Source organism: Gryllotalpicola ginsengisoli DSM 22003, assembly GCF_000419445.1.
Taxonomy (GTDB): Bacteria; Actinomycetota; Actinomycetes; order Actinomycetales; family Microbacteriaceae; genus Gryllotalpicola; species Gryllotalpicola ginsengisoli.
This window is the reverse complement of record NZ_AULK01000012.1, coordinates 13271-37530: the sequence shown is the minus strand read 5'-3', so window position 1 is coordinate 37530 and position 24260 is coordinate 13271. Positions and strand designations below refer to the sequence as shown.

Here is a 24260-nt window from a genome sequence, read left to right as displayed (position 1 = left end):
GAGCGGCGCACGACACCGACCCGGTGGAGGCGGCCGGGGCCGAGCAGGCCCTCGTCGAGCTGGCGCAGGCGGCGCCGGCCGACCGTGTGCGCGAGGCCGGGGCGAAGCTCGCCAGCGAACTGTCGGTGCGCGCCGTCGAAGATCTGCACAAGCGGGCGATGGCCGAGCGCTACTTCAGCGTCGGTCCGGTGAAAGACGGGGCGGCCCGGGTGTCGGGGCTGCTGCCGGCCGAGCACGCCGAGACCATCCGCACCGTGATCGACGCCTACGTCAACCCGAAGGCGAAGGTGCGGTTCCGCGACCCCGACGCGCCCGACGGCGACGCGCTGGACGCGCGCACCGCGGGGCAGAAGCGGGCCGACGTCGTGCGCGACATCTTCGCGTTCGCGGCGCGCTCGGCCGACGTTCCCGACATGGGCGGCGACCACCCGACGGTGTGGATCTCCACGACCGAGGCGGAGCTGGCGAAAGGCCGGGGGCTGGCGTTCTTCGCCGGCGCGGCGGAGCCGACGCCCGTGGCCGTGGCGGCACAGGCCGCGTGCTCGGGTGGAGCGCAGCAGGTGATCTTCGACGACGACGGCGCCGTGCTCCGCCTCGGCCGCGAGAAGCGCGGCTTCACCCGCCGCCAACGCCGCGCCATCGCCCTCAGAGACGGCGGCACCTGCCTCATCCCCGGCTGCACGGCTCCCGCGCAGTGGTGCGAGGTGCACCACGTCACCTCCTGGCGCGAGGGCGGCGCGACCGACGTCGACAACGGGGTCCTGGTCTGCTGGTACCACCACCACGAGATCGACTCCGGGCCCTGGCACGTACGCATGAGCAGAGGAAAACCCGAAGTGCGCTACACGGCATTCGGCACCGACACCGGATGGACACCCGCAGGCGACGCCTGGGCGCACCGAACCGCCGAGCGACATCGCCCCTGACCCGCTGCGGGGGAGAAGTCTGCCTTCGGGCGGCCGCTCTGGGTGAGTGCTCTAGGTGAGTGCTTCGGTCTCCACGACCAGCGTCTCGATGAGGTGCTGCGTCCACGAGCGGAGGTCGGTGGACTGCGCTCCGGCTTCCGCGCCCGCCGGTTGCGCTGCGCCCGCGGGCTGCGACGCGTTTGACGGCTGCGCGGGGTCGGCGGGCTGCGACGCCGCCGGCTGCGCGGAGTCGGTGGGTTGCGAAGCATCCGCCGGCTGCGCGCTGCTCGCGGGCTTCCTGCCGCCGAGCGCCCGAGCGATGTCCTCCACCTCGAAGGTCGCGTGGATGTACTGATCCGCATCCGGCGGGAACACGTAGTAGATCACCCGGTTCTGCGGCACTCGCGCGGCCTCATCGCGGCGGCGGAAGAGACCGCGCCGCGGCGCCGGCGGGTAGTCGAGCTGCCAGGCGGCGACGAACTCGCCCGCCGGCACCGTTCCCCGCCACAGATCCGCCGTGCGGATCTCGCCGCCGCCGGGCGTCGGCCCGTCATCGGAGCGCAGGCTCTCGGCGAATTCGTCCAGGCTCTCACCCGCCGCCGTGGGGAACGACCCCCACCAGAACACCGTGTCGATCATTCCCGCCCCGGGGTCGCAGACCTGCACGGCGAACCGCGCGCCGGGCACCTTCAGCCCCACCGCGAGCCGCTGCGCCGCCAGGAGACCGTGCGCGAGATCCGTCGCCCGCGACAGCAGTCCGCCGTACGGCATGATCCGGGCCATCACGTCCACGGCCCACTGGCGCCCGTCGTCCTCCGACTCCATCATCGGCACGTCCTCCCACTCCTCGCCCAGGACGATCTCGAAGCCGGTGACTTTTCTGCTCGGAGTGGAGGACATCGCTCGCCACGCTACACACGCGCCGGATGCTCGCGCGACCACTCCTGCATCACGTCGAGCACCGCATCCGCGTTCTGCCGCGGCCAGCGCACGTGGTCCCACGGCGCACCGCCGTTCGCCGCCGCGAGCACGTGCACCCGGTCGGGCACCGTGGGGGAGACGCGCTCGGCGAGCATGTCCACCGCCCGCGACGACACCAGCGTGTCGCCCTCGAACGACAGCTGCAGCACCGGCACCTCCACGTGGTGCAGCGCCTCCTCGTAGTCGGTGTCGGTGCCGGCAAGCACGAAGCGGTTGAGCTTCGCCTCCCGATGCCAGTCGCCGATCATCGTCTTCGGCTGCCGGTCGCCGAAGCCCAGCCGGTGTCCGGGGAAGTACCCCCACGCGTGCGTCACGAGCAGAGCCCAGGGGGTGACCCAGCGGCGCTGCAGCTGCGCGAGCCATCCGTCTCTCGACGTGTGGTGCGCGGCCCCGCTCGCCGCCGTGATCACGCGCTCCGGCCGCAGGATGCCCGCCCCCGTCGCCGCCAGCGCGAGCAGCCCGCCCAGGCTGTGGCCCACCACAGTGAACCGGTCGACCTCGGCCAGCGGCGTCTGCGCCAGCGCGGCCGGGATGTCCTGCTCGATCAGCGTCGCGTACCCCCAGTCGTGCCGCCGCATGTCGGTGGTCGAGGTGCGCGGCCGACCCCGCATCTCCAGACCGAAGACGCGGATGCCCCGCCCAGCCGCCGTCTCGAAGAACGGCCGGTAGTAGCCGATCGGCACCCCCAGCGCGGGCAGGAACAGCACGGTCGCACGCGCCTCCGCCGGCTCGTACTCGTCGACGACCGTCCGGGTTCCGTCGGGTGCGGTGATCGGATGCTCCGTTGCCATGCCGCCACGCTAGCGAAATCCGCCCCCAATACAGTTGTGCGCATGCCCCTCGACTTCGAGACGCGCCAGATCCATGCGGGAGCCGTGATCGACGCGCAGGCGAACGCCCGCGTGACCCCGATCTACCAGACCGCCGGCTACGTGTTCGACTCCTTCGACGACGGCGAGGCCCGCTTCGCCGGCCGCGGCGGCCGCGCCTACTCGCGCAACGAGAACCCCACCAACTACGTCGCCGCGCAGCGCATCGCCGACCTCGAGGGCGGCGTCGACGGGGTGCTCGTCGCCAGCGGGCAGGCCGCCATCGCCGCCGCCCTGTTCGCGCTCGCGAGCGCCGGCGACCACATCCTCGTCACCCGCTCGCTGTACGAGGGCACGCGCGAGATGTTCCGCGGCACGCTGCGCCGCCAGGGGCTCGAGGCCGAATACGTGGACGACGACGCGAGCGACGAGGAATGGGCCGCCCGCATCCGCCCGAACACCAAGGCGATCTACACCGAGAGCCTGCCCAACCCGCTCGGCCAAGTCACCGACCTCGAGCGGCTGGCCCGCATCGGGCACGCGGCCGGCGTGCCGCTCGTCGTCGACAACACGGTGCCGACGCCGTTCCTCGAGCGGCCGATCGAGTTCGGCGCCGACGTGGTCATCCACTCCACCTCCAAGTGGCTGTCGGGCCACGGCTCGGTGATCGGCGGCGCCATCGTCGACGGCGGCCGCTTCGACTGGGCCGGCAGCGGCCGCTTCCCGCAGCTCACCGAGCCGCCGCGCCCCGGCGTCGCCTCCTTCGTCGACCGCTTCGGGGCGGCCGCTCTCGCCGCCTACCTGCGCACCGTGATCGTGCTCGAGTACGGGCCGACCGTGCCGCCGACGAGCACCTTCCTGCTGCTGCACGGGCTCGAGACGCTGTCGCTGCGCATGGAACGGCACGTGACCAACGCGCAGCGGGTGGCCGAGTTCCTCGAGGGGCGGCCGGAGGTCGCATCCGTCTTCTACCCGGGCCTGCCGAGCAGCCCCTACGCGGCGCTCGCCGCCCGCTACCTGCCGGGCGGTGCTGGGTCGATCGTGTCGATCGACCTCGCCGGCGGCCGGGGGGCGGCGCGGCGCTTCATCGACGCGCTCGAGCTGATCACCCCGATGACGCACATCGGCGACGTGCGCACGCTCGCCATCCACCTCGCCTCGACGATCCACCTGAAGCTCAGCGAGGAGGAGCGCCTCGCCGCCGGCATCACCCCGGGCCTGGTGCGGCTGTCGATCGGCATCGAGAGCGCGCGCGACATCATCGCCGACCTCGAGCGGGGGCTGCGGGCGGCAGGGGCCGTCGGCTAGCTCGCCGCGAGCCGCTTCTTCTCCGCCTTCACGTCGAAGTCGGCGAGAGGCCACGTCAGCTTCAGGCCGTCGAGGGCGTCGATCAGCAACTGCTGCACGGCGACGCGCGCGTACCACTTGCGGTCGGCCGGCACCACGAACCACGGCGCCACTCGGGTCGAGCAGCGTTCCAGCGCGATCCGGTACGCCTCCTGGTACGCGTCCCAGTGCGCGCGCTCGTCGAGGTCGGCCGGGTCGTACTTCCAGTGCTTCTCGGGCCGGTCGAGGCGCTCCTGGAGCCGCGCCTTCTGCTCCTCGGGCGAGATGTGCAGCATCACCTTCACGAGCGTCACGCCGTCGTCGGCGGCGCGCGCCTCGAACTCGTTGATCGCGCCGTAGCGGCGCTCGATCTCGGCGGGGCTCGCCATGCCGTGCACGCGCTGGATGAGCACGTCCTCGTAGTGCGAGCGGTTGAACACCCCGAGCATCCCCGGCGCCGGCAGCCGGCGCTCGACGCGCCAGAGGAAGTCGTGCCGCCGCTCCCACCGGGTCGGCGCCTTGAACGCGGTCAGCTGCACGCCGATCGGGTCGACCGCGCCGACGACGTGACGCACGATGCCGTCCTTGCCGCTCGTGTCCATGCCCTGCAGCACGAGCAGCACCCGGCGCACGTCGCCCGAGGTGCCGCGCGCATACAGACGCTCCTGCAGTTCCGAGAGTTCCGCGGCGCCCGCGGCGAGCACCTGCTCGCCGACCTTCTTGTCGCCCTTGAAGCCGGGCGTGGCCGACGGGTCGACCTCGGCGAGCGAGAATCCGTCGCCGGCTCGCAGCAGTTCGGCCGGGTCGCTCTTCCACGCCTTGTGCATAGGCTGACTCTATGGGCAACCGTCTGGCCGACGCCATCAGCCCGTATCTGCGCTCCCACGCCGACAACCCGGTCGACTGGTGGCCGTGGGGGCCCGAGCCGTTCGCCGCCGCCCGGGAGCGCGACGTGCCCGTGCTCGTCTCCATCGGCTACGCCACCTGCCACTGGTGCCATGTGATGGCGCGCGAGTCGTTCAGCGACCCCGAGCTCGCCGCCTACCTGAACGAGCGCTTCGTCGCGATCAAGGTCGACCGCGAAGAGCACCCCGACGTCGACTCGGCCTACCTCACCGCCGCGGGCGCCTTCATCCGGCAGCTCGGCTGGCCGCTCACCGCATTCGTCACCCCCGAGGGCCGCATGTTCTACGCCGGCACCTACTTCCCGCCGCAGCCGGTCGGGCAGGTTCCCGCCTTCCGGCAGATTCTCGACGCGGTGACGGATGCCTGGACCAACCGCCGCGCCGAGGTCGAGAGCTCCGCGGGCCGGCTCGCCGAGGCGATCGCCCAGGCGGCGCGGGCCGCGGCGCCCGCCGATGCCGCCCTGCCCGACGAGGAGGACCTCGACGCCGCGGTCGCCCGCATCGCCGCCGGCGAAGACCGGGAGCACGGCGGATTCGGCACCGCCCCGAAGTTCCCCGTCGCCCCGGCACTCGCGTTCCTGCTCGGCCGGCCGTGGGGCGAGCCCGTCGCACGCCGCGCCCTCGAGACGATGGCGGCGAGCCCCCTGCGCGACCCGGTCGAGGGCGGCTTCTTCCGCTACGCGACCCAGCGCGACTGGAGCGCGCCGCACTACGAGCGGATGCTGTACGACAACGCCCAGTTGCTGCGCCTGTACGCCGACGCCGGGCTCGACGACGTCGCCGCCGGCATCGCCGGCTTCCTCGAGCACGTGCTGCGCGCCGGCGTCGGGTTCGCCAGTGCGCAGGACTCCGAGTCGGCCGAGGGCGAGGAGGCCGCCGGGTACTACCGGCTGACCGCCGCCGAGCGCGCCGACCGGGTGGCGCCCGCGCTCGACCGGAAGGTGCTCGCCGGCTGGAACGGCCTCGCGATCGGCGCCCTCGCGCACGCGGGGCGGCGCCTCGGCCGCGTCGAGTGGGTGCGGCTCGCGGCATCCGTCGCCGACGGCGTGCTCGCCGTGCACCTGCGCGAGACGCCAGAGGGCGTGCGCGTCGTGCGCGCCAGCCTCGACGGCCGCGTGTCGGAGGCCCCGGCGACCCTCGAGGACTACGGCATGCTCTCAGGCGGCCTGATCGACCTCGCCCTCGCGACCGGCGAGGTGCGCTACTTCAAGGTCGCGCGGCGGCTGGTCGACGCGGTGCTGGGTGACGCGGCGCCGTTCTCGGTGCCGGGAGGGGCCGAGCCGGTGCTCGCCGCGCAGGGCCTCGCCGTCGAGGCCGACCCGTCCGAGGGCGCGTATCCTTCCGGGGCGTCGGCCTGCGCCTGGGCCGCGCACCGGCTCTACCTGCTCACCGCCGAGCGCCGCTACGACGCGGCCGCGCGGGACGCCGTGCGCCGGGTCGCCGCGCGCGCCATGGCCAACCCGATCGCGTTCGGCGCCGCCCTCGACCTCGCCTCCGCGCTCGAGCAGGGGCCGCGCCAGCTCGTCATCGTGACGACGGATGCCTCGCCTGACCCCGGCCCGTTCGCGCCGGCCCTGCGCACCCGGCCCCCGCACGAGCTCGTGGCGGTCGTCACCGAGGCGCAGGCGCGGGCATTCGCGGAGGCCGGCTTCGAGCTGTTCGCGGGGCGCAACGCGCCGACGGGGGAGCCGACGGCGTATGCGTGCTCGGATTTCGTGTGCGAGCTGCCGGTGACGGGCACCCTTCGAGACGCCCGCTGACGCGGGCTCCTCAGGGACCACCCTTCGAGACGCCCGGTGACGCGGGCTCCTCAGGGACCACCCTTCGAGACGCCCGCTGACGCGGGCTCCTCAGGGAACGTCAGGCAGCGTCGTGCAGACGACCGAGGAGGCCCCAAACCGCCTTCGTGAGGCCCGGATGCTCGAGCGCGATGCCGCGCAGCAGCCGGTACTCGAAGCGCTCCGCCGCCTCGCGCGACGCGGCCGGGTGGTACGCCCGCGCCCGCTCCTCCTCCAGCTCGAGCGCCTCGATGCGCTCGAGGCGCAGCGTCATCACGACCTGCTCGTCGACGGTGGGCAGCTCGGGCAGGAACTCCCACGGGTCGTCGCCCAGCCGGCAGCGCAACTCGATGATGGCCGAGAGCTCGTCTCGCGCCTCCTGCCGCAGCCCCTCCAGGCTCTGCGGGGTGTCCCCGTCCATGCGCGGCAGCCTACGCCAGGCCGGTGACACGACCGCAGCGGCCGGGCGGCCGCGTCCGCGTTCCGGGCGAGCGTACGGGCGCGAGTCCTTACAGTGGTCTCATGCTTCACGCCCTGCCTGGTGACGGCGCGGGCCGCTTCGAACGCGACGACATCGTGATCCGCGGCGGCATGTACGCGCTGCGCAACACCGACCTGACCCCCTACGAGTCGATGGTGAGCGATCTGCTCGCCGTGCGGGACGTGCTCGAGGCATCCGAGATCGCATATCTGCTGGTGCGCGCCGACGACGGCCGCCTCGTCGTCGCCGTCGACCGCGCCCGGCGCAAGGAGCTCGCCGCGGCGTTCGCCGCCGCGTTCCGCGACGAGCCGTTCTACGCCCAGCCGATGCGGGCGAAGTCGGGGCCGGGCAGCAAGGACAAGGCGAAGAAGGGCGACGAGCCGCCCGTGCTGCTCGCCGAGGGCCGGCTCCCGCCGAAGCGGGTCGCGAGCGTGTACCGCGTCTACCGTCCCCGCATCGAGCCGGTGGGCCAGCTCAAGTACGGCACCCGCGACGCGTTCCAGCTCGAGTTCTGGCGCTTCGGCGACGACGAGATCGAGGCGCCGCTGCCCAACGCGCTCACCCGCACCCGCATCTCCCGCAGCGAGGCCGTCGCCGACGAGGTGGAGCTGTTCGGCCGCACCTGGCCGACCCTGCAGGGCATGTTCGAGCCGATGGCGAGCGACGTGGACTTCCCCATCGACCTGGTCTTCTCCTGGGTCGACGGGTCGTCGATCGAGTTCCAGCGCGCCCGCGCGGCGCGCATGAAGAACTACGTGGTCGGCGAGGGCGACGACTCGGAGGCGCGCTACCGCCAGATCAACGAGCTCAAGTACGCGCTGCGCAGCGTGCACCTGTTCGCCCCGTGGATCCGCCGCATCTTCATCGCTACCGACTCGCCCGCCCCCGCGTGGCTGGCCGACCACCCGAAGGTGACGATCGTGCGCAGCGAGGAGTTCTTCGAAGACCTCTCGGTGCTGCCCACCCACAACTCGCACGCGGTGGAGGCGCAGCTGCACAACATCCCCGGGCTCGCCGAGCACTTCCTCTACTCCAACGACGACATGTTCTTCGGCCGCCCCGTCGCGCCGTCGATGTTCTTCTCACCGGGGGGCGTGTCGAAGTTCGTCGAGGCGGGCACGCGCATCGGCCTCGGCGAGAACAACCCCAAGCGCAGCGGCCACGACAACGCCGCCCGGGTCAACCGGAAGCTGCTGCGCGAGCGCTTCGGCCGCACCATCACCCGGCACCTCGAGCACTGCGCAGCGCCGCTGCGCATCAGCGTGATGCGGGAACTGCAGGCCGAGTTCCCCGAGGACTTCGCCCGGACCGCCGCCGCCCGCTTCCGCAGCGCGACCGACATCTCGGTGACGAACTCGCTGTACCACTACTACGCGCTGATCACCGGGCGGGCCGTCGAGCAGCGGCAGGCGAAGGTCACCTACGTCGAGACCACTCTGCGTCGCGCGCTGCACCAGATGGAGCAGCTGCTGCGCCGCCGCGATCAGGACATGTTCTGCCTGAACGACGGCAGCCACCCCGAGCTGTCGGTCGAGGAGCGCACGCAGGCGGTCACCGACTTCCTGGAGCGGTACTTCCCGATTCCGGCGCCGTGGGAGCGGCTCGAGAACGCGGGCGAGACGGATGCCTCAGCGGCGCTCAGCGCACCGGCGCCGGCTCCTCGTCGGGAAGCAGCAGCGGCGCCTCGGGCCTGACCGGCTCGTTCACGCGCTCCCGGATGCGCACCCCGGCCTCGGCCAGCCGTCGCTCGGTCTCGGCCGGGCTGACGTAGTCGAGCACCTCGTACTGCCCGAGCGGCACCACCGAGTGCAGCACCGTGCTCGGGTAGACGTGCACCAGGTTGAAGGCACGGGCGCCGTCGCGCGCCCGGGTGCCGCGGGTGTCGCCGTCCACGTCGACGCCGAGGTCCTGCGTGTAGCAGGTGGCGCTCGCGACCGAGACGGGCACCCCGGCGAAGGTGCCGCTGGAGGAGTAGTGCAGGTGCCCGGAGAGGATCGTGCGCACGTCGGTGCCCTCGATCACCTCGGCGAGCGCGCCCTGGTCGCGCAATTCCACGGTCACCGCGAGGTCGAGCACGGCCGGCAGCGGCGGGTGGTGCATGGCGAGCACCGTGCCGTGCGGGGCGGGGGAGGAGAGCTCCTCGGCCAGCCAGTCGAGCTGCTCGCCGCTGAGCTCGCCGTAGTGGTGGCCCGGCACGCTCGTGTCGAGCGTGATGACGCGCAGGCCGTTCACGTCGTAGACCCGGTCGACCGGCCGCATGGTGGGCACTTCGCGGAAGAGGTGCGATCGGAAGGCCATCCGATCGTCGTGGTTGCCCATCGCCCAGATGACCTGCGCGCCCATGCGCTCGGCCGCGGGCTCGACGACGCGGCGCAGAGTGTCGTACGCCTCGGGCTCGCCCTTGTCGGCGAGGTCTCCGGTGAAGACGATGGCTTCGGGCCGGCCGCGGCTCGCCTCGAGCTCGGTGAAGAGCCGGGAGAGGTGGGCGGCGCTGTCGACCGAGTCGTACAGCTTGCCGGTGCCGCCCGGCCCGGATCCGGGCGCGAGCAGGTGGGTGTCGGAGAGGTGGAGGAGGAAGTGGTCCGGTCGCGGGTATTCCGCTGTTCGGGTGGTCACAGGGATCCGTTCGCTCGTTGCGTGCTCGCCGAGTTCGACACGCGTCCGACACCATAACAACAGGCGTTCTGCAACATTCGGTGAATGGCGCGCTACGTCTCGGGCAACTTTGCGGCGTAGCGTCGAGGCATGCGCTATCGGATGCTCGGACGCAGCGGCACCGCGGTGACGGTGCAGGCCCTCGGAACCATGACCTTCGGCCACGAGGCCGACGAGGAGACGTCGTTCCGGATCATGGACGCCTACGTCGCCGCCGGCGGCAACTTCATCGACACGGCGAACCGCTACAGCATGGGCACGTCGGAGGAGATCATCGGGCGCTGGCTGGCCTCCCGCCCGAGCGAAGCCGAGCAGATGGTGATCGCCACCAAGGGCCGCTTCCCGATGGGGCGGCAGGGGCCGAACGACCACGGGCTCTCGCGCCGGCACCTGGCCCGCGCGCTCGACGACTCGCTGCGGCGCCTCCGAGTGGAGCGCATCGACCTGTACCAGGCGCACGGGTGGGACGCCCTGACCCCGGTCGAGGAGACCGTGGAGTTCTACGCCGACGCGATCCGCGCCGGGAAGATCGCCTACTACGGCTTCTCCAACGTGCTCGGCTGGCAGTTGACGAAGATCGTGCACACCGCCCGCGCCCTCGGGCTGCCGCAGCCGGTGACGCTGCAGCCGCAGTACAGCCTGCTGGTGCGCGGCATCGAGCACGAGATCGTGCCCGCCGCGCTCGACGCCGGCATCGGGCTGTTGCCGTGGTCGCCGCTCGGCGGCGGCTGGCTCACCGGAAAGTACCGCCGCGACGAGCCGCCGGCCGGCGCCACCCGGCTCGGCGAAGACCCGCAGCGCGGCATGGAGGCGTGGGAGAAGCGCAACGCGAACCCGACGACGTGGCGGGTGCTGGAGGCCGTGGCATCCGTCGCGGCCGCGCACGGCGCGAGCTCGTCGCAGGTGGCGCTCGCGTGGCTCGACGCGCAGCCGGGCGTGACGAGCGTGATCCTCGGGGCGCGCACGGTCGAGCAGCTGACCGACAACCTCGGTGCGATCGAGCTGCAGCTCACGGGCGAGGAGCTCGAGCGGCTCAGCGCGGCGAGCACGCCCCAGGTCGAGGACTACCCGTACGGCCCGCCGGCGGTGGAGCAGCGCAGCCGCAAGATCGAGGGCGGCAGGTAGGGGGTCTCTGCTCACGGCCCCACGTAGCGGCCGCGGGGGCGCAGGCGCAGCGGACGCTGCCGGTACTCGTCGAGGGCGTGGGCGATCCAGCCGACCGTGCGACCGACGGCGAAGACCGCACTGCCCGCATCCGGCGCCATGCCCGCCGCGCCGGTGAGCACGGCGAGGGCGAAGTCGAAGTTCGGGTGCAGGCCGGCGCGCGCCTCGACCACGCCGGCGATCGCCGCGGCGGCCTCGGTGACGGGCGCCGCCCCGGGCAGCGCGCCGACGAGGGGCAGCAGCGCCCGGGCGCGGGCATCCGTGCCGCGGTAGAGCGGTTGCCCGAAACCCGGCACGCCGCGCCCGCCGTCGCGCACGGCCGCGGCGATCGCCGTCTCGGCCGCCTCGCCGGAGACCACCCGGGCGAGCAGCTCGGCCGCCGGACGGCTCGCGTCGCCGTGCAGCGCGGAGTCGAAGGCGCCGAGCGCGGCGCTCACGACCGCGTAACCGTCGGCGCGGGCCGAGGCCGCGACCCGCGCGGCGAGGGTGGAGGCGGCCAGGTCGTGGTCGACCGCGAGCACGAGGGCGGCCGAGATCGCGCGCGACCCGGCGGGCTCGGGGGCGCGGCCGGCGAGGGCGGTCCAGAGGCTTTCGGCGACGGATGCGCCGGCCGCCGGCTCGCTCGGCGCGAGCGCCCGAGGCACCCCGACGAGGAGCTCGGCGCCGATGCGCCTCAGGTTCGCCTCGCTCGGGTCGTGGCGCAGCGGGTCGGCGGCTCCCATCGCGACGACGGCCGCCTGCACTCGGCTGAGCAGGGGAGCGGCCGGGGCGAGGGTCGTCACCGCGCGGCGGGCAGCTGCGACGGAGTCGGGGTGCGCGTCGAGCTGCGCGTGCGCATCAAGACCCCAGAGCCAGGCGGCGACCTTCTCCACGCTGTCGGTCAGGGCGAGTTCGGCGGCAGGTCGTCCGCGGTAGATCAGCTCGTCGTCCTCGATCAGCGCGATGTCGGTGTCGAGCACCATGAGCGGCGAGCCGGCCGCGGCCGCGCGCGAGGTGCGCGGGGTGCTGGCCGGGGCGGAGGGCCGGCGGCGGCGCGCGAACGCCTCGACCTCGAGCGGGTCGAAGGTGGAGCCGGTTGCCGAGCGCTCGCGGGAGAGCAGCCCGCGGGAGACGTAGGCGTAGAGCGTCTGGGGCTTGACGCCGAGGCGCGCCGCGGCCTGGGCGGCGGTGAGGCGCGGAACGGTCATGTTGATCCGATCAAGATTGACGACGGCGTGATCAAGTTCCCACACTGAGGGCATGGAGCACAACGATCAGCTCATCGACGTGCCGCGCGGACTCTCGGGCGTCGCCGTGGCCGAGACCGCGATCAGCGACGTGCGGGGGCTCGAGGGCTTCTACCAGTACCGCGAGTGGCCTGCGACCGAGCTCGCGCGCACCTCGACCTTCGAGGAGGTCTGGCACCTGCTCGTCGCCGGGCACCTGCCCGACCCGGTCGAACTCGCCGGCTTCGAGGCGCGCATCGCGGCGGCGCGGCAGCTCCCGGAACTGGGCGAGGTGCTCGACGCGGCGTCCGCGGTCCCGGGCCCGGATCCGGTCGCCGGGCTCAAGGCGGCGCTGCCGCTGCTGTCGGCACGGCTCGGGATGCGCCCCGTGTACGACCTCGACGACGAGGGCCGTCTCACCGACGCCGTCACCCTCGCGGCGGCGACCCCGGTGCTGCTGACCGGGCTGCACCGGCGTCGGGCCGGGCTCGAGCCGCTCGCGCCGCTGCCGGGCCGCGGCACGGTGGCGCAGTACCTGTACCAGGTCACGGGGCACGAGCCATCCGTCGCCCACGAGCGCGCGTTGAGCGCGTACCTCGTCGCGGCGATGGACCACGGCTTCAACGCCTCCACCTTCACGGCGCGGGTGATCGCCTCGACCGGGGCCGACGTCGCCTCGTGTCTCGCCGGCGCGCTCGGCTCGCTGTCGGGGCCGCTGCACGGCGGCGCCCCGGCGCGCGCCCTCGACAGCCTCGACGAGGTGGGCGAGGCCTCGCGCATCGAGCCGTGGGTGCGCGGGCAGCTGGCCACGGGCCGGCGGATCATGGGCTTCGGCCACGCGGTGTACCGCACCGTGGACCCGCGCGCGGTGCTGCTCTCCGGCGTCGCGCGCGAGCTCGGCGGACCGCGGGTCGCATTCGCGCTCGAGTTCGAGCAGACGGTCGAGCGGCTGCTCGCCGAACTCAAACCGGGCCGCGAGCTGCACGCCAACGTCGAGTTCTACGCCGCCGTGGTGATGGAGCAGTGCGGCATTCCGCGCGAGCTGTTCACCGCGACCTTCGCCCTCGCCCGCACCGTCGGCTGGACCGCGCACGTGCTCGAGCAGGCGCGCGACAGGAAGATCATCCGGCCGTCGGCGCGCTATGTGGGGCCGCCGCTCGCGGTGCCGGTGGGCGATGCAGCGCACTAGCGTGGAGGCGTGACCGACACCGCCGACGCGCCCGCCATCGACTCGTACATCGCCGACCTCGCCGCGTTCGTCGAGGCGTCGCCGAGCTCCTACCACGCCGCCGCCGAGGCGGCGCGCCGGCTCGAGGCGGCCGGCTTCACCCGGCTTTCCGAGACGGATGCCTGGCCCGCCGGCCCCGGCCGCCATGTGGTCGTCCGCGACGGCGCGGTCATCGCCTGGGTCGTGCGCGAGGGCGCCGGTCCGACCACCCCATTCCACATCCTCGGGGCGCACACCGACTCACCCGCCTTCAAGCTGAAGCCGCAGCCGACCACGGAGGCGCACGGCTGGCTTCAGGCCGGGGTCGAGGTCTACGGCGGCCCGCTGCTGAACTCCTGGCTCGACCGCGAGCTCGAGCTCGCCGGCCGCGTCGTCACCCGTGACGGCGCCGAGCACCTGGTGCGCACCGGGCCGCTGCTGCGCATCCCGCAACTGGCGATCCACCTCGACCGCGGGGTCAACGACGGGCTCACCCTCGACCGGCAGCGGCACACCCAGCCGGTCTTCGGGGTCGCGGCCGACGCGCCACTCGGGGCAGGGGACCTGCTCGGCATCGTCGCCGACGCGGCCGGGGTGGCGCGCAACGACATCCTCGGCTACGACCTGCTCACCGCCGACACGCAGCCGCCCGCCCGCTTCGGCCTCGGCGGCAGCCTGTTCGCGAGCCGCCGCCTCGACAACCTGAGTTCGGTGCACGCCGGGGTTACCGCGCTCATCGCGGCGGCCGACCATGCCGGCGAGGCGCGGCACATCGCCGTGCTGGCCGCGTTCGACCACGAGGAGCTGGGCAGTCAGAGCCGCTCCGGCGCGTCGGGGCCGTTCCTGGAGGATGTGCTGCTGCTGGTCTCCGAGGGGCTGGGGGCCGTGGCATCCGATCGCCTGCGCGCGTTCGCCGCCAGCTGGGTGGTGTCCTCCGACGCGGGGCACGCCGTGCACCCGAACTACCCCGAGCGGCACGACCCGGCCAACCGGCCGATCGCGGGCGGCGGACCGCTGCTCAAGATCAACGCCAACCAGCGCTACACGACCGATGCGGCCGGCTCCGCCCTGTGGGCGCGGCTGTCGGAGCTCGCCGGGGTGCCGTATCAGGAGTTCGTGTCGAACAACGCGGTGCCGTGCGGGTCGACGATCGGGCCGCTGACGGCGACCAGGCTGGGCATCGCGACCGTCGACGTGGGGGTGCCGCTCTTGTCGATGCACTCGGCGCGGGAGCTGTGCCACGTCGCCGACCCGTTCGCGCTGGCGGGCGCGCTCACGGCCTTTTACTCGCTGTAGGCCTCGGCCGCGATCGGTCGGTACGAGACCTCGAGGGTGGCGAGGTCGACCGCGGCGACCGTCTCGGCGGGCAGCGGCGTCCAGTCGGCGACGTCGAGCCCGGTCGAGGCGAACAGCACCGTGCCGTCCGGCAGCCGCCGCTCGTGCATCTGGTAGTACGCGGTGCGGTGGTCGGCCGGCAGCCGCTCGAGACCGCTCGCGTCGAGCATGTCGTGCGGAATGGGCGCCGCCTGGCTTGCGTGCACCGCCACCAGCTCGGTCGGCGTGAGCAGCAGCGCGTTCAGGCTCGCGCGCGGGAACAGCGGGCGCAGCTCGCGCACCGCCGCGGCGGCCGCGTCGGCGGCGCCGAGCCCCGCGGCGATGCGGCTGCGGATCACCGCGAAGTACCGCTCGCTGTCCGTGTCGCCCTGCAGGGTCGCGGCGACCTCGGGCGAGATCAAGGGCAGCAGCTCGTCGGCCGGCACGAGGCCTCCGTTGTGCGCGAACGCCATGCCGTCGGCCGTGAACGGATGCGTGTTGCCGATCGTGCACGCGAGCCCCTCGGTCGCGAGCCTGAGGTGCACGATGCGCGCCGCCGCCGACGCGTCGCCCAGCGCGCGGGCGAGCTCGGGGTTCTCGAATCCGCTGTCGGTGGTGCGGTAGGCCTCGACCGCGCCCGTCTGCGGCGACACCCAGGCGGTGCCCCAGCCGTCGTCGTGCAGCTCGGCCATGTCGCGGAACACCGCCGCCTGGCTCTCGCCCAGTGCAGCGGCGGCCGAGACGGGGGAGGGGGCGGCGTAGGCGAGCAGTCGGCACATCACCGCCAGCCTAATTACCATCCGTTTACGCTGGCAGCGTGAGCAGCCTGCGCATCGCCTACCCGCGCGGCGTCATGCCCGGCAAGTGGGCGCGGGTGTGGGCCGCGCGGCACCCCGAGGCGCCGCTCGAGCTCACGCTGGGTCGTGCGGTGACGGATGCCTCGGCCCAGACCGCCCCGCTGCGCGCCGGCGCCGCCGACGGGGTGTTCGTGCGGCTGCCACTCGGGGACGGGGTCGGCGACGAGGGGGTGCGGCTCGACCCCGAGGTGCTCCACCTGGTGCCGCTGTATGAGGAGCAGCCGTTCGCGCTCGCCGCGGAGGGGCATCTGATCGAGGCGGCGGACGAGGTGCGGCTCGCAGAGCTGGACGGCGAGGCGAGGCATCCGTTCGACGACGACGTCGAGACGTGGGTGCAGGTCGTCGCGGCGGGGGCCGGGGTGCTCGTGGTGCCGCAGTCGGTGGCGCGGCTGTACGCCCGGCGCGACGTGGTCGCGCGGCCCGTGCTCGACGCGCCGGGCTGGCGGGTCGGGTTCGCCTGGCTGCGCGAGACGCCGGCCGAGGTGCGCGAACTCGTGGACGACTTCGTCGGGGTGCTGCGCGGGCGCACCGCGGGGTCGTCGCGGGGTGCTGCGGGGCCGACCGAAGCTGCCGAAAAGGGCGCGGCGGCGAAGGCCGGCGGCGGGCGCCGGGGCGCTACGGGCGCCGAGCCGCCGCGAGGGAAGAGCCCTCGAGGGGCGCGTTCGCGTCGGAGGCCCACTCGTTGAGCGATCCGTCGTACACGCGCACGTCGTCGTGGCCGATCAGCGTGAGGGCGAGCGCGTCGGCGGTCGCGGCGATCGCGCTGCCGCAGTAGGTGACGACGGGCGAGTCGGTCTCCGCGGCGAGCCCGAGCACCTCGCGCAGCCGCTCGGCGGGCAGGAAGGCGTTGGTGTCGCGGTCGACGAGCCAGCCGGCCGGCGCGTTGACGCTGCCGGGGATGTGGCCGGGGCGCAGCCGCGGGCTCTGCTCGCCGGAGAACTCGCGCGGCGGCAGGCCGCATACGAGCACGGCGTCGCTCTCGCCGCGCACGACGGCCTCGACGTAGGTCTTGTCGGCCCACAGTTCGTCGCGCTCGTCGGCGTAGAACTCGCCGGCCTTGCGCGGCGGCACGTAGCCGAGCGCGAGTTCCCGGCCCTCGGCGACCCACTTCTTCAGTCCGCCGTCGAGCACGCGCACGTCGTCGTAGCCGAAGGCCCGGAACAGCCACCAGAGCCGTGCCGCCCACTGGCCGAGCGCGTTGTCGTAGACGACCACGGCGGTCTCGGCGTCGACGCCGACCGACTGCGCGGCCCGCTCGAAGTGCTTCGCGTCGGGGTGGGTGAACGGGTACTCGCCCTCCGGGTCGCTGAACGACTCGAGCAGGTCGGCGAACACCGCGCCGGGGATGTGGCCCTTGGCCAGGTACTCCTCGTCGCCGCTGACGTAGGCGGTGGCGGTGCCGAAGCCGGGCACGGCGAGCACGGTCGCGTCGAGCAACACGAGGCCCTCGTCACCGAGGTGCGCGGCGAGCCAGTCGGTCGTCACGAGCGGGGTGTCGGGCAGTCCGTCGAACACAGCGTGTGCCACGCGGCCATCGTAGACCGACGTTCAACACGCGTTAAGCGCGGCGCCGTGCGCGTCGCGCGGGAGGGGAGCAGGTTTCGGCCGCCGTCCGCGCCGACGTTTCAGGCCACCTGAGGAGTGCGCCCCCAGCTCTGGGGCACGGCGTCGGCGACTGAACGATGGCCTCGGTGCCGGCGCGTGCGCTAAGAATTGCTCAAGCGTGCGGTACTACCTCCTCTGATGTCGGAGGCCGGACCTCCCGCGGGTCGTTCGTCGAGAGGTTGAGGGGTCGAGTTGTCTCGGTTTGCGCGCGTTGGCGCGAGGTGCGAGGTGCGAGGTTGACGCCGGGCATGGCGGATAGGCGGAGAGCCCGTGTGGATTGACACCGACCGCACTGTCAACGTGCGGATGATCCCGCAACCCTGGCACGTGTTCGACGACGAGATTCAGGAGCGACTTCGAGCACTCAGCCCGAGCGACGCGGATGCGCTTGAGGCGGCACTCTTCGAATTGCGCCAGCACGAGTTCAGTGCGGCAAAGGCGGCCGCTGACCGTATGGCGGATGGGGAACTGGCCGCCGAAGGCGAATATCGAGACGTGTCTCCAGCTGAACTGCCTTTGATCTTCCGCCACGCGGAACGCGGGCTTGAGGATGATGTCCTCGCCCAGGTCCGAGCCCTCGAACCGCGTTTCAGACTGGACGTGGCGATCTACGCCGAAGACGGGCTGCGAGCGATTCGCGAAGCTTCGCGACCGAAGCGGTCATGGACGCGCTGGTTCCGCCGGTCATGAGTGAGTGCTCCGGAGCTGCGACGATACAAGAGCCGGGTTGCGCAGCATGAAGAGCCTCGTGCGCCTACAAGGAGTCGCCAGATGGTGCACCGTACTGGCTGTCACATTCGCCGGCTGCTTGGTTCTGCTGGTGGTGTGCGAACTGGTTTCGTCGTGGGCGCTCCTCTCGCGCAGCCAATTCGGGATCCTGATGACGGGTCTGTTCTGGGGGTTCGTTGTCAGTTCGTGGAGTGCTGCGTGGGCGGCCGGACGGGCCCGCAGCATCCGTTCATCCACGGTGGGTGGGGAAGGCAACATTGCTCGCCTCAGCGCTCCCCCTCCCGCGGACACGCGCATGTGCATCACAGTGGCCCAGCGTGTGGTTGCGGACGTACTCGCGGCCGTCGGGGTCATAGCGGGCGTGGTTGCCGTGGCGATGCTTCTGCTGCTTGCCGCCTACGTCGTGGTGATGGTCGGCTCCAATGGTGACTTCGTCGTGGCCGCTCGCGTGCTGATGCAGGACACGGACGAGCGCGGCGTCGATGCCGCGATCTTCGTAACGGTGCTGACAGGAGTTGGATTCCTCGCCAGCCCAGTGCTCCTCATATGCGCCATCCGAGTGCTGACGGACGCAGTGCGCGAACTTCTTCTCGCCCGCATGCCAGGCGGCCTGATTTTCGACAACTTGACGACCGCCGGGCTCGCGATGCAATTGGGCCTGGGAACAGGATCCCTCTCCCGATCGGGGTGGGTGCGCACCGTGGTCGCCATTGACGGAACAGTGCTTTCCTTTTGGGAAGTACGCGGCAGGCAGGTTACCGAGCTTGCGCGCATCCGTCTCGCGGACGTCAAGGCTGTAGAGACGGTCGACCTCACTTCGAAGATGAACACCAAGCAGGGAATGCGCTTGACCGTTGCGCCCCCGGGCGACCCCGGATTCAAAGTCGAGCTGTTACCGGCGAGGTCGCGCCCTGACCTTGAACAAGAGCTTCGCGCAATGGTCGCCGACTCGCGCCGCTGACCAAGCGTGCGAGTGCGCTCGCCGGCGCGCATGTAAGCGGCGCGAAAGCCGCATGTAAGCGGTCTCGCGCACCCTGGACTCACGAACCTCGGGAATCCACAGAGAGGAACCCACCCATGACTTCCACCGAATACGCCGTCGAGGCCCGCGGCCTCGTCAAGGTGTTCGGGCAGAACCGCGCGGTCGACGGCGTCGACCTCACCGTAAAGGCGGGCACCGTCTACGGCGTGCTCGGCCCGAACGGCGCGGGGAAGACGACCACCATCTCCATGCTCGCCACCCTGCTGCGGCCCGACGGCGGCGAAGGCCGCATCTTCGGCCACGACGTCGTGCGCGAGGCGCAGATCGTGCGCCAGCTGATCGGCGTGACCGGGCAGTACGCCTCCGTCGACGAGAAGCTCTCGGCCAACGAGAACCTGTACATCTTCGGCCGCCTGCTCGGCCTCTCGAGCAAGCAGGCCAAGGCGAAGGGCGCCGAACTGCTCGAGGCGTTCGGGCTCACGGATGCCGCGACCAGGCCCCTCGCCAAGTTCTCCGGCGGCATGCGCCGCCGCCTCGACCTGGCCGCCTCCCTCATCGCGCAGCCGCCGCTCATCTTCCTCGACGAGCCCACCACGGGCCTCGACCCGCGCACCCGCGGGCAGATGTGGGACACCATCCGCCAGCTCGTCGCCACCGGGTCGACCGTGCTGCTGACCACCCAGTACCTCGACGAGGCCGACCAGCTCGCCGACCGCATCGCGGTCATCGACGCCGGCAAGGTCGTCGCCGAGGGCACCGGCGACGAGCTGAAGGCCTCGATCGGCACCTCGTCGCTCATCCTGCGGCTCGCCGACACCAACGAGACCGGCGAGGCGCTGCGGCTCATCGAGCAGGTGTTCGGCGTGCAGGGCACCCCGTCGCCCGAGGCCGCGCGGATCACCGTGCCGATGTCGGACGCCGACCGGGTCACCGACCTGCTGCTGGCGTTCCGCTCCGCCGGCATCCGTCTCGCCGAGCTGTCGGTGCAGAAGCCGACGCTCGACGAGGTGTTCCTGACCATCACCGGCCACGGCGTCACCGAGGCCGAAGAGACCACCGAGGAGGTGCTCGCATGACCACGCTCGCAGGCAACAGTCTGAAGCCCATCACCCCCGTCTCCGAGCGCAGGCTGAAGAACCACACGAGCTTCGCGCAGACGGTCGCCAACTCGCTCACCATGGCCTACCGGGGCCTGGTCAAGTTCCGCCGCACGCCCGAGCAGTTCATGGACGTGACGCTGCAGCCGATCCTGTTCACGGTGATGTTCACCTACCTGTTCGGCGGCGCCATCTCGGGCAGCATCGCGCACTACCTGCCGACGATCATCCCCGGCGTGCTCGTGCAGACGGTCATCACCGCCTCGGTCGTCACGGGCGTGCAGCTGCGCGAAGACATGGACAAGGGCGTGTTCGACCGGTTCCGCTCGCTGCCCATCGCGCGCATCGCGCCCCTGTCGGGCGCGCTGATCGCCGACACCCTGCGCTACGCGATCGCGACGGCCATCACCTTCCTCACCGGCATCGTCATGGGCTGGCGGCCCGAGGGCGGCGTGGCCGGCGTCGTGCTCGGCGGACTGGTCGTGGTCGTCGTCGCCTGGTGCATCAGCTGGATCTTCGCGTTCCTCGGCGTGATCGCCCGCACCGCCTCGAGCGTGCAGGGCATCTCGTTCATGGTGCTCTTCCCGCTGACGTTCCTGTCGAACGCGTTCGTGCCCACCTCGACGCTGCCCGGCTGGCTGAAGTGGTTCACCGACGTGAACCCCATCTCGCACGTCATCACCGCGGTGCGCAACCTGTGCGACGCGCAGCCGGCGGGCGCCGACCTCGGCTGGTCGCTGCTCGGCGCCGTGGTCGTCGTGGCCGTGTTCGCGCCGCTGACGGTGCGGGCGTACATGCGGAAGGCGTAGCCGCCCGGGCACAAACGTCACGATCGGGCACGGGTATCGCGAGATTCCCGTGCCCGATCGTGACGTTCACCGCCCGGCTAGATCCGGGTGTCCCGCAGCACCTCGGCCGCACGCGCGGTGCACGCCGTGAGGTCGGGCAGCTCGGCCACGCGGGCGCGGGCCGCCTCGAGCGCGTCCGCCCCCGCGCGCTCGGCCGCGTAGGCCGCCGCGCGCGCACGCACCAGCACCGGCTGGTCCTGCCGGCTGTGCAGCCGCTCGGCCAGCGCCAGCAGTTCGAGGCCGGCCCGGCACGAGGCATCCGTCGACCGGGTCAGCAGCCCGAGCCCGAGACCCACCAGCGCCGCCGAGAACACGGGCCGGTCGATCACCTCGCCGCCGCGCAGGCGGGCGAAGATACGCGCGCCCTGCCGCAGCCGGCGCCAGCTGGCGAGCGCGTGCTCGTCGAACGCGTCGTGGTAGACGGATGCCGCGAGCGAGCCCGCCGCGCCCACCAGGTACCACGTGCCGGCGGCCAGCGGCAGCCGCTGCCGCTCGTAGAGCCGGGCGACCTCCCGGTACAGCCGCAGGCTCTCCTCGATCCGGCCCTCGGCGGCGGCGAGCTCGGCGAGGCCGGCCCAGCCGATCGCGCGCATGTCCTCGCGCTCGAAGCCGGGCTGGCCCTCCTCTTCCCGGGTGAACCGCTCGAACACCTCGCGGGCCCCGCCCGGCCGGCCGAGCTTGAGCCGGTTGATCGCGAGGATCCAGTCGAACTGGCGGATCTCCTCCACGGCGCCCAGCTCGGCCAGGTGGCGGTTCGCGGTCTCGGCCCAGCGCACGGCATCGGCCGGCCGGTCGTCCTGGCTGCTCAGGTGCGCGAGGCTCTGCGCCGCCTGCCCGGCCATCCAGGCGAGCCCGAGCCGATCGGTCACGCGGTACGCGTCGGTGGCGCGGGCGACGGCGATGTCGATCTCGCCGGCGTTCTCGAGGTAGAGGCCGCTGAACAGGTTCGCGAGGGTGGACACGAGCTCGACGTCGGAGCTGCGCAGGCGGTCGATCTGCGCCAGGGCCGTCTCGCGGCGCCTGGCCGCGATCAGCAGCTCGGCGATGCCGGCGAGCCACGGCGAGACCGCGCCCGAGCGCACCAGGCGCCGCAGCCACAGCCCGGCGCGCACGCCGGCGCGCAGCAGGGTCATGGGCGGCAGGTCGGGCAGCGGGTTGTCGTCGGGCTGTTCTCGCTGTCCCCGCTGCCCCCGGTCGCGGGGCCCGAGCGCGCCGCCGATGCTCATCAGCGTCGCGTACATCAGGGTGAGCGCGGTCGCGTCGGCTGCCTCGGGCGGCACCTCGGCGCCCTCGACGCGCGCCATGACGTTCGCCATCGGCTCGGCGAAGGACAGCGCCTCGCGGAACTGGTTGCGCACCAGCCAGTGGAACAGCAGCGCCGCGAAAACGGGCACCGCCACCTCGGCCTCGCCCGGGCCGCTGCCGCGCAGCACGCCGATCAGGTTGTCGTGCTCCACGTCGAGCGCGCGCACCACCGCCGCCTGGCGTGCGGTGGCGATGCCCGCGACGGCGTCGAGGGCGAAGGAACGCGCCCACCGGCCCATCGCGGCCTCCACCTCGGCGTCCTCCCCGGCGTCGACGAGGGCCATGTCGCCGAACTCGCGCACCGTCTCGAGCATCCGATAGCGCAGCCGGCCCGTCGCCGGGTTCTCGGAGACCGACACGAGCGACTGGGTCACGAGCGCGTCCAGGTCATCGGATGCCGCGAGCCGGGCCGCCTCGTCGACCCCCTGCTCGCCCGTCGGCACCGCCACCTCGACGGCCGCGTCGCGGCTGAAGCCGCCGGGGAAGCGGGAGAGGCGCCGCAGCATGCGCCGCTCCGACTCGGAGAGCAGGTTCCAGCTCCAGTCGATCACCGCGATCAGGGTGCGGTGCCGTTCGGGGGCGGTGCGGTCGCCGCCGCGCAGCAGGGCGAAGCGGTTGCCGAGGCGCCGCTCGATCTCGTCGACCGACATCGAACGGATGCGCGCGGCCGCCAGCTCGATCGCGAGCGGCAGCCCGTCGAGGTGGTCGCACAGCCGGGCCACCGCGTCGAGGGGCAGGCTCGCGCCCGGGCGCGCGGCCCGGGCCCGCTCGACGAACAGTTCGACGGCGGGGCCCCAGGCGGAGGCATCCGTCGCGTCGGTGCGCGTCGTGTCGGGCCCCGGCGCGGAGGCGCCCAGCGGCTCGAGCGGGTAGACGCTCTCGGCGGTCAGCTGCAGCGGGGCGCGGCTCGTGGCGAGGATGCGCACTCCGGGGATCTGCGCGAGCAGCTGATCGGCGAGGTAAGCGACCGCCTCGACGACGTGCTCGCAGTTGTCGAGCACGAGCAGGGTGGGCCGCTCGGAGAGGGCCGCGTGGATGCGGGTGCGCAGGTCGAGCAGCACGATCGGGTCCTGCAGGCTGAGCCGGCCGGGGCTCACCTCGCCGATGCCGAGGGTCGCGGCGACGGCGAGGGGCACGTCCTCCGGGTCGCGGATGCTCGCGAGCTCGACGAACACGACGCCGGGGGTGCTCTGGGCGGCGCGGGCGGCGAGCTCCTGCGCGAGTCGCGTCTTGCCGAGGCCGCCGGGGCCGAGGATCGTGGTGAGGCGCGATCGCTGAAGCATCCGCTCGAGCGCTGCCACATCGCGGTCGCGGCCGATCAGCGGGTTGGGGGCCGCGCGCACGCCGACGACGACATGCCGCGGCTCGGCTTGCTCGGGCTCGCGCAGCAGGGCGGCGTGGCAGGCGACCAGCTCGGGGCCGGGGTCGGCGCCCAGCTCGTCGGCGAGCCGTTCGCGGAACTCGGCGAAGGCGCGCAGCGCGTCGGTGCGGCGCCCGGCGGCGGCGAGCGCCTTGAGCAGCAGCAGCTGCGCCTGCTCGTCGAAGGGGGAGCGGTCGGCCAGGGTCTGCGCGGCCTCGAGCGCCGCCTGGGCGTCGCCGGCGGCGAGGGCGCGGGCGGCCCGGTCGGTCAGGGCGCGGGAGCGTTCGGCCTCGGCGACCTCGCGCAGCCGCTCGGCGAGCTCGCTGTCGCCGAGGTCGGCGCCGGGCTCGCCGCGGCGGGGTGCGTCGGGCCGCCACAGGTCGACCTGGGCGGGCGGCACTCCGAGCCGGTAGCCGCCGGCGACCGACTCGATGACGTCGTCGCCCGAGGCGGCGCGCACGCGCGAGACGAGGGTCTGCAGCGCGGCGCGGGCGTTGCGGGGCGGGTCGTCCTGCCAGATGTCCTCGACCAGCGAGGCGACCGAGACGACGGCGCCCTTGGCGAGCACGAGGGAGACGATGAGTGCTTTGCCGTTCACCCCGGGCACGTCGAGGGCGGGCCCGCCGGGTGCTGCGACCCGAACCGGCCCGAGCACCTGCACGCGCGCCTCGTCCACGGCCGTCTCAGCCACCCGACCAGACTAGACGGCGGGCGGGGCGGCGGCGGTGTGCCGGGCCGGTGCGCGCA

At 72.9% G+C, this 24260-nt stretch carries 21 protein-coding genes; 12 read left to right on the top strand and 9 right to left on the bottom strand.

The features are described from left to right. Positions 1–926: HNH endonuclease signature motif containing protein (locus H563_RS0113580; protein ID WP_022883129.1), on the top strand; the 926-nt coding region annotated here is incomplete at its 5' end. 51 nt (positions 927–977) lie between these two features. Here the strand turns inward: H563_RS0113580 and H563_RS0113575 are convergent. Together H563_RS0113575 and H563_RS17510 are read right to left on the bottom strand one after the other, a co-directional pair. Then, positions 978–1805, bottom strand: a complete 828-nt coding sequence (locus H563_RS0113575; RefSeq protein ID WP_022883128.1) for a hypothetical protein — start codon at positions 1803–1805, stop codon at positions 978–980. Between the two features lie 11 nt (positions 1806–1816). Beyond that, positions 1817–2677 carry an alpha/beta hydrolase family protein gene (locus H563_RS17510; protein ID WP_022883127.1) on the bottom strand — a complete coding sequence of 287 codons (861 nt, stop codon included), beginning with the start codon at positions 2675–2677 and terminating at the stop codon, positions 1817–1819. Positions 2678–2719: 42 nt separating this feature from the next. Here H563_RS17510 and H563_RS0113565 point away from each other — a divergent pair, with 42 nt between their 5' ends. Then, on the top strand, positions 2720–4003 hold the full coding sequence (locus tag H563_RS0113565; protein ID WP_027479466.1) for an O-acetylhomoserine aminocarboxypropyltransferase/cysteine synthase family protein: 1284 nt from the start codon (positions 2720–2722) through the stop codon (positions 4001–4003). On the opposite strand, the gene H563_RS0113560 is transcribed toward H563_RS0113565, so the two are convergent. Then, positions 4000–4848 (bottom strand): PPK2 family polyphosphate kinase, encoded by an 849-nt coding sequence (locus H563_RS0113560; RefSeq protein WP_022883125.1) that lies wholly within the window; start codon positions 4846–4848, stop codon positions 4000–4002. The two genes, H563_RS0113565 and H563_RS0113560, sit on opposite strands and share 4 nt — an antisense overlap. An 11-nt stretch (positions 4849–4859) precedes the next feature. Here H563_RS0113560 and H563_RS0113555 point away from each other — a divergent pair, with 11 nt between their 5' ends. Further along, positions 4860–6686 carry a thioredoxin domain-containing protein gene (locus H563_RS0113555; protein ID WP_022883124.1) on the top strand — a complete coding sequence of 609 codons (1827 nt, stop codon included), beginning with the start codon at positions 4860–4862 and terminating at the stop codon, positions 6684–6686. A gap of 100 nt (positions 6687–6786) precedes the next feature. Here the strand turns inward: H563_RS0113555 and H563_RS0113550 are convergent, their stop codons facing one another. Further along, on the bottom strand, positions 6787–7125 hold the full coding sequence (locus H563_RS0113550; RefSeq protein ID WP_022883123.1) for a hypothetical protein: 339 nt from the start codon (positions 7123–7125) through the stop codon (positions 6787–6789). 101 nt (positions 7126–7226) lie between these two features. Between H563_RS0113550 and H563_RS16875 the strand changes: the two genes are divergently transcribed. Continuing rightward, the gene (locus H563_RS16875) at positions 7227–8879 is read left to right on the top strand and encodes a stealth family protein (RefSeq protein WP_022883122.1); all 1653 of its coding nucleotides are present in this window, start codon (positions 7227–7229) and stop codon (positions 8877–8879) included. Here H563_RS16875 and H563_RS16870 read toward each other — a convergent pair. Beyond that, a complete protein-coding gene (locus tag H563_RS16870) occupies positions 8824–9801 on the bottom strand; it encodes a phosphodiesterase (RefSeq protein WP_022883121.1) in 978 nt (325 codons plus the stop codon). The genes H563_RS16875 and H563_RS16870 overlap by 56 nt on opposite strands. A 129-nt stretch (positions 9802–9930) precedes the next feature. On the opposite strand from H563_RS16870, the gene H563_RS0113535 reads away from it, so the two are divergent. After that, entirely contained in the window at positions 9931–10965 is a 1035-nt protein-coding gene (locus tag H563_RS0113535) for an aldo/keto reductase (RefSeq protein WP_022883120.1), read from the top strand. Between the two features lie 11 nt (positions 10966–10976). On the opposite strand, the gene H563_RS0113530 is transcribed toward H563_RS0113535, so the two are convergent. After that, a complete protein-coding gene (locus H563_RS0113530; protein ID WP_022883119.1) occupies positions 10977–12191 on the bottom strand; it encodes a citrate synthase in 1215 nt (404 codons plus the stop codon). 52 nt (positions 12192–12243) lie between these two features. On the opposite strand from H563_RS0113530, the gene H563_RS0113525 reads away from it, so the two are divergent. Both H563_RS0113525 and H563_RS0113520 read left to right on the top strand, forming a co-directional pair. Then, the gene (locus H563_RS0113525) at positions 12244–13398 is read left to right on the top strand and encodes a citrate synthase (RefSeq protein ID WP_022883118.1); all 1155 of its coding nucleotides are present in this window, start codon (positions 12244–12246) and stop codon (positions 13396–13398) included. 9 nt (positions 13399–13407) lie between these two features. Further along, on the top strand, positions 13408–14712 hold the full coding sequence (locus H563_RS0113520) for a M18 family aminopeptidase (protein WP_022883117.1): 1305 nt from the start codon (positions 13408–13410) through the stop codon (positions 14710–14712). On the opposite strand, the gene H563_RS0113515 is transcribed toward H563_RS0113520, so the two are convergent. Then, a complete protein-coding gene (locus tag H563_RS0113515) occupies positions 14700–15509 on the bottom strand; it encodes a class II glutamine amidotransferase (RefSeq protein ID WP_022883116.1) in 810 nt (269 codons plus the stop codon). The two genes, H563_RS0113520 and H563_RS0113515, sit on opposite strands and share 13 nt — an antisense overlap. Positions 15510–15547: 38 nt before the next feature. On the opposite strand from H563_RS0113515, the gene H563_RS0113510 reads away from it, so the two are divergent. Then, positions 15548–16273 carry a LysR family transcriptional regulator substrate-binding protein gene (locus tag H563_RS0113510; RefSeq protein WP_022883115.1) on the top strand — a complete coding sequence of 242 codons (726 nt, stop codon included), beginning with the start codon at positions 15548–15550 and terminating at the stop codon, positions 16271–16273. On the opposite strand, the gene H563_RS0113505 is transcribed toward H563_RS0113510, so the two are convergent. Further along, a complete protein-coding gene (locus H563_RS0113505) occupies positions 16203–17114 on the bottom strand; it encodes a sulfurtransferase (RefSeq protein ID WP_081416314.1) in 912 nt (303 codons plus the stop codon). The genes H563_RS0113510 and H563_RS0113505 overlap by 71 nt on opposite strands. A 348-nt stretch (positions 17115–17462) precedes the next feature. Here H563_RS0113505 and H563_RS0113500 point away from each other — a divergent pair, with 348 nt between their 5' ends. The 4 genes from H563_RS0113500 to H563_RS0113485 all read left to right on the top strand — a co-directional run bounded on the left by H563_RS0113500 (position 17463) and on the right by H563_RS0113485 (position 20809). Then, positions 17463–17882, top strand: coding sequence for a hypothetical protein (locus tag H563_RS0113500; RefSeq protein WP_022883113.1), 420 nt, complete (start codon positions 17463–17465; stop codon positions 17880–17882). A 46-nt stretch (positions 17883–17928) separates the two neighbouring features. Further along, positions 17929–18882 carry a hypothetical protein gene (locus H563_RS0113495; RefSeq protein ID WP_022883112.1) on the top strand — a complete coding sequence of 318 codons (954 nt, stop codon included), beginning with the start codon at positions 17929–17931 and terminating at the stop codon, positions 18880–18882. Positions 18883–18998: 116 nt separating this feature from the next. After that, a complete protein-coding gene (locus H563_RS0113490) occupies positions 18999–19979 on the top strand; it encodes a daunorubicin resistance protein DrrA family ABC transporter ATP-binding protein (RefSeq protein WP_022883111.1) in 981 nt (326 codons plus the stop codon). Then, positions 19976–20809, top strand: coding sequence for an ABC transporter permease (locus H563_RS0113485; RefSeq protein WP_022883110.1), 834 nt, complete (start codon positions 19976–19978; stop codon positions 20807–20809). The genes H563_RS0113490 and H563_RS0113485 overlap by 4 nt, the downstream gene beginning before the upstream one ends. A gap of 77 nt (positions 20810–20886) precedes the next feature. Here the strand turns inward: H563_RS0113485 and H563_RS16865 are convergent, their stop codons facing one another. Beyond that, complete coding sequence (locus tag H563_RS16865) at positions 20887–24204, bottom strand: BTAD domain-containing putative transcriptional regulator (protein ID WP_081416313.1); 3318 nt, start codon at positions 24202–24204, stop codon at positions 20887–20889. Positions 24205–24260: the final 56 nt, after the last annotated feature.

What these genes read in the sequence shown, in the direction of transcription:
- H563_RS0113575 (WP_022883128.1), bottom strand. Translation starts at nt 1,805, where the DNA reads ATGTCCTCCACTCCGAGCAGAAAAGTCACCGGCTTCGAGATCGTCCTG.
- H563_RS17510 (WP_022883127.1), bottom strand. Translation starts at nt 2,677, where the DNA reads ATGGCAACGGAGCATCCGATCACCGCACCCGACGGAACCCGGACGGTC.
- H563_RS0113565 (WP_027479466.1), top strand. Translation starts at nt 2,720, where the DNA reads ATGCCCCTCGACTTCGAGACGCGCCAGATCCATGCGGGAGCCGTGATC.
- H563_RS0113560 (WP_022883125.1), bottom strand. Translation starts at nt 4,848, where the DNA reads ATGCACAAGGCGTGGAAGAGCGACCCGGCCGAACTGCTGCGAGCCGGC.
- H563_RS0113555 (WP_022883124.1), top strand. Translation starts at nt 4,860, where the DNA reads ATGGGCAACCGTCTGGCCGACGCCATCAGCCCGTATCTGCGCTCCCAC.
- H563_RS0113550 (WP_022883123.1), bottom strand. Translation starts at nt 7,125, where the DNA reads ATGGACGGGGACACCCCGCAGAGCCTGGAGGGGCTGCGGCAGGAGGCG.
- H563_RS16875 (WP_022883122.1), top strand. Translation starts at nt 7,227, where the DNA reads ATGCTTCACGCCCTGCCTGGTGACGGCGCGGGCCGCTTCGAACGCGAC.
- H563_RS0113535 (WP_022883120.1), top strand. Translation starts at nt 9,931, where the DNA reads ATGCGCTATCGGATGCTCGGACGCAGCGGCACCGCGGTGACGGTGCAG.
- H563_RS0113530 (WP_022883119.1), bottom strand. Translation starts at nt 12,191, where the DNA reads ATGACCGTTCCGCGCCTCACCGCCGCCCAGGCCGCGGCGCGCCTCGGC.
- H563_RS0113525 (WP_022883118.1), top strand. Translation starts at nt 12,244, where the DNA reads ATGGAGCACAACGATCAGCTCATCGACGTGCCGCGCGGACTCTCGGGC.
- H563_RS0113515 (WP_022883116.1), bottom strand. Translation starts at nt 15,509, where the DNA reads ATGTGCCGACTGCTCGCCTACGCCGCCCCCTCCCCCGTCTCGGCCGCC.
- H563_RS0113495 (WP_022883112.1), top strand. Translation starts at nt 17,929, where the DNA reads ATGAAGAGCCTCGTGCGCCTACAAGGAGTCGCCAGATGGTGCACCGTA.
- H563_RS0113490 (WP_022883111.1), top strand. Translation starts at nt 18,999, where the DNA reads ATGACTTCCACCGAATACGCCGTCGAGGCCCGCGGCCTCGTCAAGGTG.
- H563_RS0113485 (WP_022883110.1), top strand. Translation starts at nt 19,976, where the DNA reads ATGACCACGCTCGCAGGCAACAGTCTGAAGCCCATCACCCCCGTCTCC.